Raw genomic sequence first — 17,439 nt, forward strand, 5'->3', positions numbered from 1 at the left:
GCGACCATTGAGCACCTTCGGCCAAGGGCGAGACGGGCCTCGACCCTTCGAGGTGCCTCGTAAGACTCGGCTCATGCGGGTTGTGTCTGTTCTGTGCGGCTGCACGATGTGGACGGTGAGCCGGGTCGGGTGCTCGGGGGACCTGCCGCCACCATCGGTGCACGGCGGACGTTCGCTCGGGAAAGAGTGCCCGCCGGCCCCGAGTACGACAGAGAGTAGGACCCGGACGACCCGGGTTCGGCGGACGGTTTACGATTCGAGAAGCGCAAGCTAACCGTTGGCCGCCCGGTTCGCCGGGTAGCGGGCAAAACAGTGGAGCCTGCGGAGCGACCTAAAGGCACCTTCAGGAGGATCAGTGACTGCGGTAGAGCCCAAGCCAGTCCCGCAGGGGGTGGAAGCGACTCGGCCATTTCCGGCGCGAACAGGGCCGAAGGGGTCGTTCATCTACAAGATGGTGACCACCACGGACCCGAAGGTTCTGGGTGTCATGTACTTGACCACCTCGATGGCGTTCTTCCTCATCGGTGGCCTGATGGCCCTCATGATGCGTGGTGAGCTCGCTCGTCCGGGTCTGCAGTTCCTCTCCCCCGAGCAGTTCAACCAGCTGTTCACCATGCATGGCACGATCATGCTGCTGTTCTACGCGACCGCGATCGTGTTCGGCTTCGCCAACATCATCCTGCCGCTGCAGATCGGCGCCCCCGACGTCGCCTTCCCGCGCCTGAACGCCTTCAGCTACTGGCTGTACGCGTTCGGCGCCACCATGGCGACCGCCGGATTCATCACCCCGGGCGGCGCCGCGGACTTCGGCTGGACGGCCTACGTGCCGCTGACCGATATCCTGCACTCGCCGGGTGTCGGCACCGACCTGTGGATCATGGGCCTGGCCGTCTCCGGTCTGGGCACCATCCTCGGCGGTGTGAACATGCTGACGACCGTGGTCTGCCTGCGCGCTCCGGGTATGACCATGTTCCGGATGCCCATCTTCACCTGGAACATCGCCGTCACCAGCGTGCTGGTCCTGCTGGCCTTCCCGCTGCTGACCGCCGCCCTGATGGGCCTGGCCTACGACCGGCACCTGGGCGGCCACATCTACGACCCGGGCACCGGCGGCATCCTGCTCTACCAGCACCTGTTCTGGTTCTTCGGGCACCCCGAGGTCTACATCATCGCGCTGCCGTTCTTCGGCATCGTCTCCGAGATCTTCCCGGTCTTCAGCCGTAAACCGATCTTCGGTTACACCACCCTGGTCTACGCGACCCTGGGCATCGCGGCCCTGTCGATCGCGGTGTGGGCACACCACATGTACGCCACCGGCGCGGTGCTGCTGCCCTACTTCTCGTTCATGACCTTCCTGATCGCGGTCCCGACCGGTGTGAAGTTCTTCAACTGGATCGGGACCATGTGGAAGGGGCAACTGACGTTCGAGTCGCCGATGTTGTTCTCGGTGGGCTTCCTCGTCACCTTCCTCTTCGGTGGTCTGTCCGGTGTCATCCTGGCCAGCCCGCCGCTGGACTTCCACGTCACCGACTCCTACTTCGTGGTCGCGCACTTCCACTACGTGCTCTTCGGCACCATCGTGTTCGCCACCTACGCCGGTATCTACTTCTGGTTCCCGAAGATGACCGGCCGCATGCTGGACGAGCGGCTCGCGAAGTGGCATTTCTGGACCACGTTCCTCGGTTTCCACCTCACCTTCCTGGTCCAGCACTGGCTGGGCGCCGAAGGTATGCCCCGCCGTTACGCCGACTACCAGGCCGGTGACGGTTTCACCACGCTGAACACCGTCTCCACCATCGGTGCGTTCATCCTCGGCGCCTCGATGCTGCCGTTCCTGTGGAACGTCTTCAAGAGCTACCGGTACGGCGAAGTGGTCACGGTGGACGATCCGTGGGGCTACGGCAACTCCCTGGAATGGGCGACCACCTGCCCGCCGCCGCGGCACAACTTCTACGAACTGCCACGGATCCGCTCCGAACGTCCCGCCTTCGAACTGCACTACCCGCATATGATCGAGCGGATGCGCAAGGAAGCGCACGTCGGATTCACGGGCGGTGCCAAGCACCATCCCGAGGAGGCGCTGGTCAAGTCCTGACCTCCCGTTTGTCGCAGGTACACCCGTCGGTTTCGGCCGGCGGGTGTACTTGTTTGTGATGGGTGTCGGGCGGGGGATCCCTGGTTGCCTTGTGAAGGGACTGTGTCCCGGGACGGACGAGAGTGCACTGGCAGGCCAGTTCGTGAAGGTGAGAGATGCCCGCTTGTTCGTGAAGGTGCTGTGTTTTCGGCGCGCTGGCGCGCGCGGGGTCGAGGCCCCTTTGGTCTCGCCGTTCAGGCCTCGAGACTCGCGCTTCGCGCATGCACTTCGAGGCCTGAACGGCGAGACGGGCCTCAACCTTGGAAGTGTCTCGTAAGACTCGACGCATGCGGGTTGCGTCGGCATCAGATGTCCAGGTCGGTATGGGGCCCGGCGAGTGGTGGTGGGCTTCTCAGTGGGGGTGCGGGAAGGGGGCCGTCCGCAGACGAGATGGCGCGTGTACTTACATTGTTGTGGGCAGGCCCGCGAGTCCTGCGATCGTGCGCAGCGTGGCGCTACTTCCTTGTGGTCGACATCCATGGTCGGGGCCCGCCCCCGGTTCTGGAGCGACAGAGCGAAGGAGCGCAGCGACTGAGCGGCGGAGTGAAGAACCGGGGTCACAGGGCCCCGACCCGCGGCGCCGAAGGCGCCGCCAAAGATAGGGGTTTTGTTTTGGCCGAGACCACCGTGCTGGTCACCGTTACCGGACCCGACCGTCCCGGTGTGACGTCGGTTCTGCTGACGGCCATGTCGCGGCACCGGGTGAGTCTGCTCGATATCGAGCAGGTGGTGATCCGCGGCCGGCTCACCTTGGGTGTGCTGATCAGCTGTCCGTCCGACCCCGAGTCGCTGCAGGACGAGCTCGAGGAGGCGATGAACACCGTCGGTATGCAGGTGGACGTCGATATCGACGCCCAGGTCGCGCGGGCCCCGGTGTCCACGCACGCCGTCGTGGTGCTCGGGTCGCCGGTGACGGCGCGGGCGTTCAGTACGGTGTCCCGGGAACTGGCCGGGCTCGGTGCGAATATCGACACCATCCGCGGTATCGCCGACTATCCGGTGACCGGGATGGAACTCATGGTCACGGCGCCGGATCACGGTGGGGATACCGATTCCCGGTTGCGGACCGCGCTGGCCGATGTGGCGGTCATCGAGCGGGTCGATATCGCGGTGGAGCGGGCCGGACTGGCGCGGCGGGCCAAACGACTGATCGTCTTCGATGTGGACTCCACCCTGATCCAGGGCGAGGTGATCGAGATGCTGGCCGCCTACGCGGGCGTCGAGGAACAGGTGCGGGAGGTCACCGAGGCGGCGATGCGCGGGGAGATCGACTTCGCGGAATCGCTGCGGCAGCGGGTGGCGACGCTGGCCGGACTGGACGAATCGGTGATCGGGGAGGTGGCGGCGACGATCGAGCTCACCCCCGGCGCCCGGACCACCATCCGGACACTCAAACGGCTCGGTTTCCGATGTGGGGTGGTCTCCGGTGGATTCCGGCAGGTGATCGACCCGCTCGCCCGCGAACTCGATCTCGATTTCGTCCAGGCCAACGTCTTGGAAGTGGTCGACGGGAAACTCACCGGCCGGGTGGTCGGGCAGATCGTGGACCGCGCCTACAAGGCGACCGCGTTGCGGGCCTTCGCGGCCGAATCCGGGGTGCCGATGGAGCAGACGGTCGCGGTGGGCGACGGCGCCAACGATATCGATATGTTGAACGCGGCCGGCCTGGGCGTGGCGTTCAACGCCAAACCCGCGTTGCGGGAGGTCGCCGATACCGCGCTGTCGCAACCCTACCTGGATGCCGTGCTGTTCATCCTGGGCGTGACCCGCGACGAGGTGGAGGCCGCGGACGCCGAGGACGGGCTGCTGCGGCGGGTACCACTGGGGTGAATGGTATTTGTCTGCGGCCGAGCCGGACTCGGCACCGCGGAGGGTGCGGTGCCGGTGCGTGGGTAGGCTGTCGTCCGGTGAAGCTCGGGTGTTGGGAGGGTTGGCGGAATGCCGGATAGTGGCGTGACGGAAGTAGCGGCGAACGGTCGCGAGATGGATGCGGAGCCGGACTTCCCGGACGACACCGATCCCGAGTTCCTCGCGGACCCAGGGTTTTCCGAACGTCACGCCGAACTCGCCGCGGGATATGGGAAGCTGGGCGATCCCGAGGATCCCGCACAGGTGCAGGCGATGCAGATGGTGCTGCACCTCCCCAAGACCGATCCGCCCGCGCGCAGCGATGTGCTCGCCGCCGCGGCGGCCGCGGCGGTCACGCTGTGCCTGGACCCGCGCGTCGGGTACGAGGGCGAGTGGGAGCAGCGGTACCTGGCGTGGAAGCGCGCCCGGATCAGGAAGGTCGCCCGGCGGGCGCGCGGGGCGCAGTGGGCGGCCGCGAACGAGGTCCCCGGGGTGACCGTCGAAAGCGGCGGCGCGCTGGTGCGGGCCCTGGTACCGGGGCCCGTGGGAGAGGTCGATCCGCGGATCCGGCGCCTGCAGATCGGCGGCACCGATCTGGAATCCGACGATCCCGGGCCGGTGCCCCTCGATGTGCCGGTGTTCTGGGTGAACGCCGAACTCGGTATGACCGTCGGTAAGGCCGCCGCGCAAGTCGGGCACGCGAGCATGCTGTTCGCCGGCGCGCTGCCGGTGGAACAGGCCCGGACCTGGGCGCAGCGCGGGTTCGCCTGCGCGGTGCGTGAGGCCGGCCCGGACGAGTGGCAGATGCTGCGCGCGGCCGTCACCCGCAGCGCGGCGACCGCGGTGCGCGACGCCGGTTTCACCGAGGTCGCGCCGGGCTCGACGACCGTGATCGCCACCCGGCCCGCGCGGCCGGACCAGTGGTAGGAGATGCGCACCGGCGTACGGCCGTGAGTGAACGCGCCGCGGCGGCCGTCGCGCCTGCGCTGCGGTCGTAGATCCCCGCGGCACCGGCGCCGAAGCGTTCTCGCCCGTCCTGTTTGTCGGATACTCCCGGTCTGGGCGGTCTTCCGCGCCGGGGCCGCGGCGAATCGCGGGTGCCCGGTGCCGCGAGCATGTTCGCCTCGAGACAAGATGGAGCGCGTGGCGCACCCCGATCCAGATCTGCTCATCGACTTCACCAATGTTTCCATCCGCCGCAACGGGCACAATCTCGTCGGCCCGGTGACCTGGCAGGTAGAACTCGACGAACGCTGGGTCGTCCTGGGCCCCAATGGAGCCGGTAAGACCTCGCTGTTGCAGGTCGCGGCAGCCGAGACCCACCCCTCCTACGGCACCGCCTACGTACTCGGTGAACGGCTCGGTAAAACGAACGTCAGCGAACTGCGCCCCCGGATCGGCCTGTCGTCCGCGGCGCTGGCCGCGCGTATCCCACCGGAGGAGCGCGTCGCCGATCTGGTCGTTTCCGCCGGTTACGCGGTACTCGGCCGCTGGCGTGAGAAATACGACGACGTCGACACCGACCGTGCGATCGACATGCTGGAAAGCCTGGGCGCCGAACATCTTCTGGACCGTACCTACGGCACGCTGTCGGAAGGCGAACGCAAACGGGTCCTGATCGCCCGCGCCCTGATGACCGACCCGGAGCTGCTGCTGCTGGACGAACCGGCCGCGGGCGTGGACCTGGGCGGCCGTGAGGAACTGGTGGAGAGTCTGGGCGATCTGGCCTCCGACCCCGACGCCCCGGCGCTGGTGCTGGTCACCCACCACGTCGAGGAGATCCCGCCGGGATTCACCCACTGCATGCTGATCAGCGAGGGCGAGATCGTCACCCAGGGTTTGCTAGACGATGTGCTCACCGCCGAGAACCTGAGCGAAGCGTTCCGCCAATCCATCGCACTGGACCGCATCGACGGCCGGTATTTCGCTCGGCGAGCCCGGCGGTTGGGGCGGCACAGATCGCGGTAGGGGATAACGGAATAGCGAAGGACCCCGCAGAACGGTGGTGAGGCCCGTGAGCGAACGACAACCGTTACGGAGGAAGGCGCCGGCACACAGGCGCCGCGCCGTCCGGGCCCAGGCTCTGCGTGGCCGACCAGGAAACGGTGGTCAGCGGCGCAGTCGGGTCCACATGCCGATCCGCACATCGAACTCCGACGTAACCGCATGCGTCGAGTTTTACGAGACACCTCCAAGGGTTGAGGCCCTTCTCGCCGTTTCGGCCTCGAAGCGCATGCGCGAAGCTCGAGTCTCGAGGCCGAACGGCGAGACCCAGGGGGCCTCAACCCCGCGCGCGCCAGCGCGCCAAAAACACAGCACATCCACGAGCAGGTCTACATCTCTCACCTTCGCCACTCGCCAGCCCTCCTCATCTCTGCGAACCGTCGCGCTCATCCCCACGCACCGGCGCACCGACACCACAGCTAGTGTGCGAAGGGTGAGTGAGACGACTGTGCCGGATTCGGCGGCGGGGGTGCCCGAGGCCAAGGACGCCTCGACCGTGATGCTGGTGCGTGACGGCGCCGCCGGCCCGGAGGTTTTCCTGCAGCGCCGGGCCGGTGCGATGGATTTCGCTGCCGGGATGACCGCCTTCCCGGGTGGCCGGGTGGATCCCGTCGATGCCGAGGTGGCGATCGACTGGGCCGGGCCGTCGCCGCGCTGGTGGGGGGAGCGGTTCGGGGTGTCCGAGGCCCGGGCCAAGGCGCTGGTCTGTGCGGCGGTGCGGGAGACCTTCGAGGAGTGCGGGGTGCTGCTGGCCGGGCCCACCGCCGATACGGTCGTCGCCGATACCACCGGTTACCGCGGGGAGCGGGAGCGGATCGAGGGCCGGGATCTGACGCTGTCGGAGTTCCTGGCCGAGCAGCGGCTGGTGTTGCGCGCCGATCTGCTGCGGCCGTGGTCGCGCTGGATCACTCCGACGGTGGAGCGCCGCCGTTACGACACCAATTTCTTCGTGGCGGTGCTGCCCGAGGGGCAGTTGGCCGACGGCGCGACCACCGAAACCGATCTGGTGCTGTGGTCCACTCCGGCGGCGGCGCTCGAGACGTGGCGGGCGGGCGAGCATGTGCTGCTGCCGCCGACCTGGTCGCAGCTGACGTCGCTGGCCGGCTATGCCGATACCGCGCGGATCCTGGCGGCCGAACCGCTGATCGATCCGATCCAGCCGGTGTTCGGTGAGATCGACGGTAAGCAGCTGTTGCAGTTCCCGGACAATATGCGCTACTTCGCCGATCTGCCGGACCCGTCGCGGTTGGTCGGGTCCAAGGGCATGCGCGATACCGATCCGTCGCTGCTGGGCGGCTCCGGGAATGCGGGCGGCGCCGCCGGCGGCCGGTAGCGTAACCGTCCATGGCGGAATTCGTAACTCTGTCCCGTGCCGGCGACGCGAGCGGGTCCGGGCGTGGTGTGGCGGTGCTGCGTATCGCCCGCCCGCCGATGAATCTGTTCGATACCCAGCTGATCCGGGAGATCGCGGAGACGGCCACCGTCTGCGGCGCCGATCCGGAGATCGCCGCGCTGGTGGTCTACGGGGACGAGCGGGTGTTCTGCGCCGGTGACGAGCTGGCCGAGCTGGCCGAGCTGCCCGCCGAACAGGCCGCCGCCATGGCCGGCGATCTGCAGACCGCGCTGGGTTGCCTGGCCGCGGTTCCGCAGCCCACGGTCGCCGCGATCAGCGGCTACGCCCTCGGGTCGGGGCTGGAGCTGGCGCTGGGGGCGGACCGGCGGATCATCGGCGACAATGTGAAGCTCGGATTTCCGCACATCGATGCGGGGCTCATTCCGCTGGCGGGGATCCGGCGGCTGTCGCTGCTGATCGGCCCCGGGGCGGCGAAGGATCTGGTGTACAGCGGACGTTTCGTGGAAGCCGACGAGGCGGCGCGGCTGGGTCTGGTGGATCAGGTGGTCGCGCCCGACGATGTCCTGGGTGCGGCGATCGAGTGGGCCCGCCGGTTCGTCGACGGCCCGGCGCGGGCGCTGGCCGCCGCCAAGGCGGTGTTCGAGGCGGGGCCGCAGGGTCCCGAACGGGCCCGGACCGAGTGGGCGCAGTTGTTCACCACCGCGGACCAGCGCCTCGGAACCCGCTCCTACCTGCGTGACGGGCCGGGGTCGGCCGTATTCACCGGGCGCTGACCGAGTCGCGGGTCACCCGAACCTACCCGGCGGTATCGGAAGTCCGGCCAGGAAAGGATAGGCTCTCCGACCATGACGGTACGCCCCGACGACCCCGCACCCCATCCGCACGCCACCGCCGCGGAGGTCGAAGCTGCATTCGAGGACACCAAGCTCGCCCAGGTGCTGTATCACGACTGGGAAGCCGAGACCTACGACGACAAATGGTCGATCTCCTATGACGAACGCTGTATCGATTACGCCCGCGGCCGGTTCGACGCCGCGGTCGGCACCGACGCGGAGTTGCCGTACGAGCGCGCTCTCGAGCTGGGCTGCGGTACCGGTTTCTTCCTGCTGAACCTCATGCAGTCCGGTCTGGCGAAGAGCGGATCGGTCACGGACCTGTCGCCCGGCATGGTGAAGGTCGCGCTGCGCAATGCCGAACACCTGGGCCTGGATGTGGACGGCCGGGTCGCCGACGCCGAGACCATCCCCTACGACGACGACACCTTCGACCTGGTCGTCGGACACGCGGTGCTGCACCACATCCCGGATGTGGAGCAGTCGCTGCGGGAATGCCTGCGGGTGCTGAAACCGGGTGGCCGTTTCGTCTTCGCCGGCGAACCCACCACCATCGGCAATTTCTATGCCCGCAACCTGGGCAATATCACCTGGAAGGCGACCACCGCCGTCACCAGGCTCCCGTTCCTGCGGGACTGGCGCCGCCCCCAGGCGGAACTGGACGAATCGTCGCGGGCCGCCGCGCTGGAGGCCGTGGTCGACCTGCACACCTTCGATCCGACCCAGCTCGAGGACATGGCGCGCTCGGCGGGCGCGGTGGACGTGGCCGCGCACACCGAGGAATTCGCCGCCGCGCTGTGGGGCTGGCCGGTACGGACCTTCGAGGCGGCCGTTCCGGACGAGAAGCTCACCTGGGGTTACCGGATGGCGATGTATCGCGCCTGGCTCGGGCTGAGCTGGGTGGACGAGAACGTGATGCGCCGGGTGGTGCCGCGGCAGTTCTTCTACAACGCCATGATCACCGGGGTGAAACCGGCCGCCGCCGGAAAATAGTGGGCTACGGTTTCAGCGCGGCCGATATCGGCTACCTCGGCTCGTCCGAGGGTACGGCCGCGCTGGCCGGGGTAGCGGAGCTGGAACTCACCTCCGCCTCGCAACTACGTGATGTGGCCGCGGTGCGCCGGGCCTACGGTGACCGCGCCCCGGCCCTCCTCGAGACCGTCCGCCTACGCCGCCGGGCCGCGGCCAAACTGTCCGGCGCGCAGGATTGGCTGTTGACCGACGACGCGGTGCAGCAGGCCACCCCGACCCTGGTCGCCCGCCACCGCGCGGGCCGGCTGGCGGGTCGCGATGTCCACGACGTCACCTGCTCGATCGGCGCGGAGCTGGCCGAACTGGCCCGCGTGTGCCCGCGGGTGGTCGGCAGCGACCTCGATCCGATCCGGCTCGCCATGGCCCGGCACAACCTGACCCACCCGGTCCCGGCGCCGGCTGCTCCCGCGACAGCGGCACCCGCGCACTCCGGGGGAATCGCTGCGGCCGGTGCCGCCGAAGCGACAGCGCGGAGAGGTGGCGAACCGGGGTCACGAAGGCTCGGCTCCCGCGGTGCCGCGGGGGACGTGGATGAACACAGCTCTCCGGCGCCCCGACCCACGGTGGTGTGGGCGCCGCCGGAGAACACCGTGCTCGTGCGCGCCGACGCCCTGGCGCCGTGCACAACCGGCACGGTCGTCGTGGCCGATCCGGGCCGGCGGGCCGATGGGAAACGCACCCACGATCCGGCCGCGCTGCAACCGCCGCTACCGGATCTGCTGTCGGTGTACGCGGGCCGTGATCTGGTCGTGAAATGCGCTCCCGGACTGGATTTCGACCGGCTGGGCTGGGACGGTGAGATCGAGGTCGTATCGCTGGACGGTGGGGTCCGGGAAGCGTGCCTGTGGTCGGCGGGCCTGTGCGAGCCCGGTGTCGGCCGCCGGGCCACCGTCCTCACCTCCGCCGGCGCGGCCACCACTCTCACCGATGCCGATCCGAGCGAGATCCCGGAACGCGCACCGGGGGAGTGGATCGTGGACCCGGACGGTGCGGTGGTCCGTGCCGGGTTGGTCCGGCACTACGCGGCCCGCCACGGTCTCTGGCAACTGGATCCGCGGATCGCCTACCTGACCGGCGACCGTCCCCCCGCGGGGGTGCGCGGCTTCCGGATCATCGAGCGCTGCGTACTGCGGGAGAAAGTCTTGCGGGCCGAACTGCGCCGCCGGGACTGCGGGCCGCTGGAAATCCTGGTCCGCGGTGTGGATATCGATCCCGATGTCCTCCGGCGACGCCTCAAGCTCACCGGATCCCGGCCCTATACGCTCGTGATCACCCGCATCGGCACCACGGCAACTGTCTTCCTGTGTGAGGCTTCGCGGGCCTGAGCGGATGATCGGGGCTCCGCAACGGGTTACGGGAGTTCGACGTAGCGCGGTGGCTCCCCGTCCAAGGCCTCCAGGATCGGAATGGGTTTGTCCGTCGGTAATCCGTTCTCGTCGAACGAGAGCACCCCGCTGGCCCCGCGGACGGCGGTGACCCCGTGCAGCCGTTTCATCGCCTGTAGTACCTGGTCGGAGTGCACGGTGTTCCCGGCGTACCCGGCCGCCTGCCGGATCGCCTGGACAGCCGTCACCACCGCGTCGTGTTCCATGACGGCGGCGAAGTCGTCCAGGGTGTCGTCGGAGAACGCGCGATAGCAGACCGGGCCCGCGCAGCCGGGCGAGAACTGTTCGACGGAATGCAGGTTGAACCGATCCGGGTGGTCGCGCCAGGCCTGCGGATGGACGAGCCCGGTGTACAGCACCGATACTCCGGTCGTGAGCGCCACCCGGGCGGGGCTCTCCGAGAGGCGGTAGTACGGCATATCGTCACCGGTGACCACCCGGATCGGGAGTTTCCGGCACCGGCGCTCGGCCAGCGCGGTCAGGAAGGTGAGCGCGTGGGCGGCCCGGCCCGCGAAGTAGATGGTGTCCGGGGCGTTCTGGCAGATGTTCGGCATCATGTAGTGGAACGCGTTGGCCACATTGCCGATTTCGGAGTCGTAACCCTCCACCGTGCCGGCGAAGCGCTGCGGATCGTCGGGGAAACTCGCCGCGAACGCTTCGGCGAGGGTCCGGCCGTAGTGGTCGACCGGACTGTCGTCGCGGACGATCAGGATTCGCCGGCTGCGGGTGGCGAGATATTCGGCGGCGGTTCGCGCGTGATCCGCGGCGGACGGGGAGACCCGCAGGAAACCGCGGAGGACCGGCAGATCGCCGGCGGTCAGGGTGGAGCCGACGACCGGGATATCCGATCCGGTGAGACGTTCGATGGCCCGGACCGCGCTCTGGACGCTGAATGCGATGCCGGTGACCGCGACGATCCGATCGGAGTCGCGCCGCGCCTCGATTTCGCCGACCGTGGTTTCCCATTCGGCGAAATCGCTTCCGGGATTGGCCAGCAGCAGTCTGATCTTGGGAGTGTTCCCCCAGATATCGCTCCGGTTCGCCGCGAGCTGTGCCAGATGCGCGCCTTCGAGCCGGTGCCGGATACCCGACATGGTCACGATGCCCTCGGCCTTGTCGCCCGGTGTCATCGGCGACAGCATCACGATGCTCACATACGGATCCGCGGAACTCTCGACCGCGCGGTTCTCGTCGAGGATGCGTTTTTCGATATCGGCGAGTTCCGGGGCGAAGACCACCCCGCCGTCGGTGACTCCGGCGCATTCGCCGTGCGGTCCGCTGTGGACGACGCCCGCACCGCAACTGTTGTCCGCCCGGAAGACCGTGGGTAACCAGATCACCGCGGTGACCACCAGTGCCACCACCACGATCGTGGCGGGAACCCACCACCATTTCCGATAGCCGGGTGGCGGCGGCTGGATCAGCGTGCTCATCGATACCTCTCCGCCCGTTCGTACAGCAGCAGGGCCCCGCGGCCGAGACCCCGGGCCAATTGCCGGAATTCGTTCTCGATGGTGCGATCCAGGGTCCGCTGGGGGTCGCCCAGCGGGTCGTTGGAGACCCACAGCGCGGCGATCAACCACGCCAGTTCGTGTTCGGGTTCCAGGCCGTTGGCCCGGACGATCGCTTCGACCTGTGCGAACGGGGTCCCCTCGTCGTCCGGGCGGCGCGGGGCGCCGGTGATCAGGTCCAGATCGGACAGCCAGGCGGCGGCCGTGGCGCGGCCGAACTCGGCGTGGCCGGGTACGAACGGCCGCCCCAGGTACTCGATGGCGCCACCGAGTCGGCCGAGCGCGAGATCGTGGTAGAGGGCCTCGGCCTCGTCGTCCGGATCGCCTTCGGCGACCCTGCGCCGGTACACCTCCCGGCACAGCGTGTGGGTGCGCTGCCAATCCCGCGGGTCTTCCGGACCGCGGCCGGCGAGTTCACAGAGCAGGATGCGGCGCAACCAGGGATCGAGCACCATCTCCGGTTCCGGCCCGTCGACGGTGCGGATCCACAGCCGATTGCGCAGTTCCTGGAGCAGCGCCTCACCGTCGGACAGGGCGGAATCCAGGATCTCCGGCCGGTAGATGACATCCACGGTGCGTCCCGCGGCGGCGGTCACCAGGTCGCGCATGCTCTCGGTGTCCCGGAAATCGCCGAGCAGCCGTTCCCGGGCACGGTCGAGCACGGTGCCCGGTAGCTCGACCGGTTCCGGCAGCGGATCGTGCGCGGTGCCCACGGTCGCGGTGAGGACGGTGCGCGCGCCGGTGAGCGGATCGTCCGCATCGGCCCGGTCCAGCGCGGCGATGACATCGGCGGTTCCGGCGGCGTTCCCGCCGGTGAGCGACCGGACGAAGGCCGCGACCCGGGAGATCGAACGCATCCGCCGGTCGGCGACGAGGTCACCCGTGGTCTGTTCGCTCAACCGGCTCAGATCCACCAGATACCAGGGAAACCAGGCCGTCGCCGGATTGTCGGCCGCCGCCCAGTCGGCGGGGATATCGGGCGGGTTACGCGGGGCCGGCCAGTCGATACCACCGGTGCGGTGTTCGGGTTCGCGGCGTTCGGTGTCTTCGCTGAAGCGGTGCATTCCGGGGCGGTGCCAGCATTCGCTCCAGGCCGGTAGCCACTGCGCGCTGGTGGCGACGACCACCAGCGGATCGGGTTCGGCGCCGTTGCGCCGGCGCGCCTCGCGCAGGGTCTGCAGGAACTGCCGGCCCGCGGGAGTATGCGCATTGTCCAGTAGCAGTACGGAATTGAGCGTTCGGCGCGCTCCGCGTACGCCGCTGTAGGCCTGGCGCAGATCGTGCAGGAAGGCCATACCGAAGATGGCGTCGGCCTCGGTACGGGACTCGTCGTCGCCGTGCGCCCATTTGGCGAGATCGATGAGCATGTCTTCGCGCCGGATCTGATCGCCGGTCAGCCGTGGGCCCTGTGTGATCCGCCGCCTGATGTTGAGCCGGTTCAGGCTCTGCAGCAGGGTTTCCACGGTCACGGCCACCCACGGGGACAACCCTTCGGGCACCTGACCGGCGGCTTCGAGGATATCGGCCACGCCCTGACTGCGCGCCTCCATCGGCTGGGCGCTGGAGACGACCCGGCGCAGATTCCGCAGCGCCTCCCGGCGGTTGTCCTCGTGCATGTGCAGGGTGCTGCCCACCGCCACCAGGCACAGCCACAGCTGCGGAAAGGCGATCCGGCCGAACTGGCGCCGATACCGGCCCAGCTCGAACGCGAGTTCGCCGAACACTTCGCGCGGCGCGCGTTCACCCTGGCGCAGATCCACCTGGGCGAGTGGAAGTTTCGCGCAGCGTTGCGCGAGTTTCTGCAGTAGAACGGTTTTTCCACTGCCGGGCGGCCCCACTGCCACCACCACCGGCAGCGATCGGCTCCGGCCCTGCGGCCGCTGGACCAATTGTTCGATCAACCCCCCGGTGATCGGCTCCAGCCCATGCAATTTCGGACCTTCTCCAGGCATCGCCCCTCCCGGTTCGGCATCGATATCCGGCATATCGATTTCCCGGCACCTCGTGGACACCCCGGTCATCCCGGCCTGAGCTGGGCAAACCGGTCGAAGATATCGATCGGTACAGCCATCCTATGCAATTATCACGGCGCCGACGGGCGCACTGGAAAAAGCGAAATGTGAAACGGGGACGTACGAATCGGCCACCCGTGATCGATTGCGATGTGCCGGGAACAGCCACGGATATTCGAAAACCGGCAGTCCGGTAACCTCGCGGACTCGGTGGACACCCCCTGCTTCGGCCGCGGCTCGCCGCGAGCGGTCGGCTCTCCCCAGCAGTGCGGCTCGCCCACACCGAGGCCGACAGCGACGACAGTCGGCAGACCGGACTCGGCGGGTACCGCACGGCACACGAGACCGACTCGCCCATCCGATTCGCGACGGCCGGTAGTGGTCGTGGCCCGAGCGAGGGGCCGTAGGACGTGGTGGGGTGGCGCGCACGTTTGCGGCGCAGTCCCCGGCTGCCCGGCCCGTGGTTCTCCGGGCAGCCGGGCCGGCCGGAGTGGGTCGTGGGCCGGTGTCGGAGCGCCGGGGTACGGTCGCTCCATGACCATGTACGCCGCACTGCTGCGGGGGATCATGCCCAGCAATCCGAACATGAGCAACGACAAGCTGCGCGGCGTGTTCAGCGGACTCGGATTCGAATCGGTGTCCTCTGTGCTGTCCAGCGGCAATATCGTCTTCGCCACCGCGGATACCGATATCGCCGAGCTCGAGGATCGTGTCCAAGAGGCCCTGAACGCCGAACTCGGTATTCCGGGCGGCACCATCATCCGCAGCGAGTCCGAACTGCGGGACCTGCTCGATCGCGACCCGTTCGCCGGTTTCACCCACGGCCGCGGCACCTACCTCACCGCGACCTTCTTCAAGAGAACCGGTGAGGCACCGCCCGTCGCGCCGGCCGACGGCGACCCCCTCACCACGGTCATCGGTTACGACGAGCCGGCCCGGGTCTTCCTCGCAGTCGTCGACAACAGCACGCCGAAAACGCCGAATTTCATGGCTTGGCTCGAGCGCGCCTACGGCAAGGACATCACCACCCGCACCTGGCTGACGGTGCAGCGGGTCGTCAAGAAGATCGATGCGGTGAAGTAGCGGCTCACGCCTCCTGCGCGACGCCGCTCTTCTTCCGTGCGATATCGGCCAGCGCCGCCTCCCGCGCCGCCCGCTGGGCCGCACCGGCCTCCCAGGTGGATTTCCGGTTCTTCACCACCCGTGCCGGTGCGCCGACCGCGATGCTGTAATCCGGGATCTCACCCTTGACCACGGCGTGCGCACCGAGCACACAGCCGCGGCCGACCCGGGTCTCACGCAGCACGGTGACCTTGGCCGCGATCCAGGTGTCGGGGCCGATCCGGACCGGGCTCTTCACGATGCCCTGGTCCTTGATCGGCAGGGTGATGTCGTCCATGCGGTGATCGAAGTCGGTGATATAGCACCAGTCGGCGACCAGAGTGGACTCGCCGATCTCGATATCGAGGTAGGTGTTGACGACATTGTCCTTGCCGAACACCACCTTGTCGCCGATCCGCAGCGAGCCCTCGTGGCAGCGGATGGCGTTCCCGTCACCGATATGGACCCAGCGCCCGATCTCGAGCCGGCCGAGTTCGGGGGTCGCGTGGATCTCCACATTGCGCCCGAGGAACACCATGCCGCGCAGGATCACGTGCGGGTTGGCGAGCCGGAATTTGAACAGGCGGTAGTAGCGGACCAGATACCAGGGTGTGTAGGCGCGGTTGGCCAGCACCCAGCGCAGCGAGTCGAGGGTGAGGAACCGGGCCTGCCGCCGGTCGCCGCGCCGGGAGCCCTGCCAGCGTGAGCGCAACGGTGCGCCCCACATGCTCGTCACGAACGTTTCTCCTCGTATTCTGTCCTGCCCAGTACTGCCGAACAGCCTACTTTCGTGCTCGGGAGTCCTGGCCTATACCCTTCCGTTAATCTTCCACACACGTGGGCCCGGGGAGACAGGACGACAGAGGAGACCAGCAGGTGCGTATCGGCAGCGGCGTACGGACCGTGTCCTGGCTTGCGGCGGCGGTGGCCGCCCTGGGGGTGCTCACCGCCTGCGGTACCGATGTCGACGACATCACCGTCGGCCGCGGCCTGGGCTGGCCCGCGCCGGGGCACGAGAGCCGCAACAGCGGCACCACCGCGGTGACCGGTTCGCAGGACCTGAGCCTGCAGTGGTCGCGGCCGGTGGGCGGGCCGGTCGTGCAGCCGCTGACGGTGGGGTCGGACGGGCAGATCTTCGTCACCAGCCGCACCGACGCGGAATGCGATATCTTCTCCTACCAGATGCCCACGGGACGTAAGCGTTTCTGCAATCCGCTGGGTCCCCATGCCATCTATTCGCCCACCCTGCTCGACGGCGCGAACAATGTGTACGTCGGTCTCGACAGCGGCGTGGAATCGGATAACCTGCTCGGCCAGCCGCGCTGGCGGACACCGGTGGCGGGCGTGCCGGTCGGGATGCAGTTCACCGGGGACGGTCATCTTCTGGTGATCACCCAGTCCGGCCAGGTCGACGTGCTGGAACGGCAGACCGGCAAACGGATCGTCCCCACACAGCAATTGCTGCCGCAGCCCGATTTCCTGCAGTCACCGAATCAGGACTGGCCACCGGCCGGCGCCGGCCTGGAGGATTGCCGTACCGGCGGCCCGGACTGCGCGGTCGCCACGGTGGCGGCGATGGATATCGGCACCGGGCGGATCTACGCGACGGTTCGCAAGCCCGGGGCGCCCAAGGCCGCTCTGGTGGCGCTGCGCTATGGCGACGGGAAGGTCCGGCAGGAGTGGAGCCGGGAGATCCTGGCCGGGGGTAGTGCCACCGATCCGGCCCTGTCCGCCGACGGCGCGACGCTCTACGTCGGTGACAACAGCAAACGCCTGATCGCGGTGAACACCGCCGACGGCACCCCGAAGTGGGAGGCGCAGCTGGACTGGGAGCCGCGCCGCGGGATCTCGGTCTCCGACGACGGCCTGGTCATCCCGGCCGGTGACGACGGCTATCTGCTCGCCCTGCGGGACACCGGCAACAGTTTCGAAAGGGTCTGGGAGCGTAAGGATCTCGCGCTGCGGGGCAGCCCGGTGCAGACCGCGGGTGGGATCGGCTACGTCACCGCCGCCATCGGCAGCGGACTGAACCTGGTCACCTTCGATACCGGTACGGGCGCCACCCTCGACTCCGATGTTCTGCCGGGAGCACAGGGCACCACCACCGGCACCGCGGTCGGCGCCGAGGGCGAGGTCGTGGTCGCCACCCGGATCGGGGAGATCTTCGCCTTCGCGGACAACGACTGACACCCCGGCGTCACGCCTGCGCAAGGGGAGTTCGTGCG

13 protein-coding genes are annotated in these 17,439 nt (G+C 68.4%); 10 read left to right on the forward strand and 3 right to left on the reverse strand.

What is annotated here, in order from left to right; translation table 11 throughout:
• Window positions 1–355: 355 nt before the first annotated feature.
• The 8 genes from ctaD to NF4_RS30535 all read left to right on the forward strand — a co-directional run bounded on the left by ctaD (window position 356) and on the right by NF4_RS30535 (window position 10,530).
• Window positions 356–2,095: an aa3-type cytochrome oxidase subunit I gene (gene ctaD, locus NF4_RS30500; protein WP_084533677.1), complete on the forward strand. Its 1,740-nt coding sequence runs from the start codon at window positions 356–358 to the stop codon at window positions 2,093–2,095.
• Between the two features lie 651 nt (window positions 2,096–2,746).
• Window positions 2,747–3,964 (forward strand): phosphoserine phosphatase SerB, encoded by a 1,218-nt coding sequence (serB, locus tag NF4_RS30505; RefSeq protein WP_063130857.1) that lies wholly within the window; start codon window positions 2,747–2,749, stop codon window positions 3,962–3,964.
• A gap of 153 nt (window positions 3,965–4,117) precedes the next feature.
• Entirely contained in the window at window positions 4,118–4,909 is a 792-nt protein-coding gene (locus NF4_RS30510; protein WP_063130893.1) for an aminoacyl-tRNA hydrolase, read from the forward strand.
• 207 nt (window positions 4,910–5,116) lie between these two features.
• Window positions 5,117–5,950 carry an ABC transporter ATP-binding protein gene (locus NF4_RS30515; protein WP_063130858.1) on the forward strand — a complete coding sequence of 278 codons (834 nt, stop codon included), beginning with the start codon at window positions 5,117–5,119 and terminating at the stop codon, window positions 5,948–5,950.
• 469 nt (window positions 5,951–6,419) lie between these two features.
• Complete coding sequence (locus NF4_RS30520) at window positions 6,420–7,319, forward strand: NUDIX hydrolase (RefSeq protein ID WP_063814755.1); 900 nt, start codon at window positions 6,420–6,422, stop codon at window positions 7,317–7,319.
• Window positions 7,320–7,330: 11 nt separating this feature from the next.
• Window positions 7,331–8,113 (forward strand): enoyl-CoA hydratase-related protein, encoded by a 783-nt coding sequence (locus NF4_RS30525; RefSeq protein WP_063130859.1) that lies wholly within the window; start codon window positions 7,331–7,333, stop codon window positions 8,111–8,113.
• A 72-nt stretch (window positions 8,114–8,185) separates the two neighbouring features.
• Window positions 8,186–9,166 (forward strand): class I SAM-dependent methyltransferase, encoded by a 981-nt coding sequence (locus tag NF4_RS30530; RefSeq protein ID WP_063130860.1) that lies wholly within the window; start codon window positions 8,186–8,188, stop codon window positions 9,164–9,166.
• Window positions 9,166–10,530: a THUMP-like domain-containing protein gene (locus NF4_RS30535; RefSeq protein WP_063130861.1), complete on the forward strand. Its 1,365-nt coding sequence runs from the start codon at window positions 9,166–9,168 to the stop codon at window positions 10,528–10,530. Before NF4_RS30530 ends, NF4_RS30535 begins: the two co-directional genes overlap by 1 nt.
• 26 nt (window positions 10,531–10,556) lie before the next feature.
• On the opposite strand, the gene NF4_RS30540 is transcribed toward NF4_RS30535, so the two are convergent.
• Window positions 10,557–12,023, reverse strand: a complete 1,467-nt coding sequence (locus NF4_RS30540; protein WP_063130862.1) for a type 1 periplasmic-binding domain-containing protein — start codon at window positions 12,021–12,023, stop codon at window positions 10,557–10,559.
• On the reverse strand, window positions 12,020–14,053 hold the full coding sequence (locus NF4_RS30545; protein WP_157120687.1) for an ATP-binding protein: 2,034 nt from the start codon (window positions 14,051–14,053) through the stop codon (window positions 12,020–12,022). Before NF4_RS30545 ends, NF4_RS30540 begins: the two co-directional genes overlap by 4 nt.
• 594 nt (window positions 14,054–14,647) lie before the next feature.
• On the opposite strand from NF4_RS30545, the gene NF4_RS30550 reads away from it, so the two are divergent.
• Window positions 14,648–15,196 carry a DUF1697 domain-containing protein gene (locus NF4_RS30550; RefSeq protein WP_063130864.1) on the forward strand — a complete coding sequence of 183 codons (549 nt, stop codon included), beginning with the start codon at window positions 14,648–14,650 and terminating at the stop codon, window positions 15,194–15,196.
• A gap of 4 nt (window positions 15,197–15,200) precedes the next feature.
• Here NF4_RS30550 and NF4_RS30555 read toward each other — a convergent pair whose 3' ends face one another.
• The gene (locus NF4_RS30555; protein WP_063130865.1) at window positions 15,201–15,950 is read right to left on the reverse strand and encodes an acyltransferase; all 750 of its coding nucleotides are present in this window, start codon (window positions 15,948–15,950) and stop codon (window positions 15,201–15,203) included.
• A 140-nt stretch (window positions 15,951–16,090) separates the two neighbouring features.
• On the opposite strand from NF4_RS30555, the gene NF4_RS30560 reads away from it, so the two are divergent.
• The gene (locus NF4_RS30560; protein WP_232330714.1) at window positions 16,091–17,401 is read left to right on the forward strand and encodes an outer membrane protein assembly factor BamB family protein; all 1,311 of its coding nucleotides are present in this window, start codon (window positions 16,091–16,093) and stop codon (window positions 17,399–17,401) included.
• Window positions 17,402–17,439: the final 38 nt, after the last annotated feature.

This window comes from Nocardia fusca NBRC 14340 (assembly GCF_001618425.1).
Taxonomy (GTDB): Bacteria; Actinomycetota; Actinomycetes; order Mycobacteriales; family Mycobacteriaceae; genus Nocardia; species Nocardia fusca.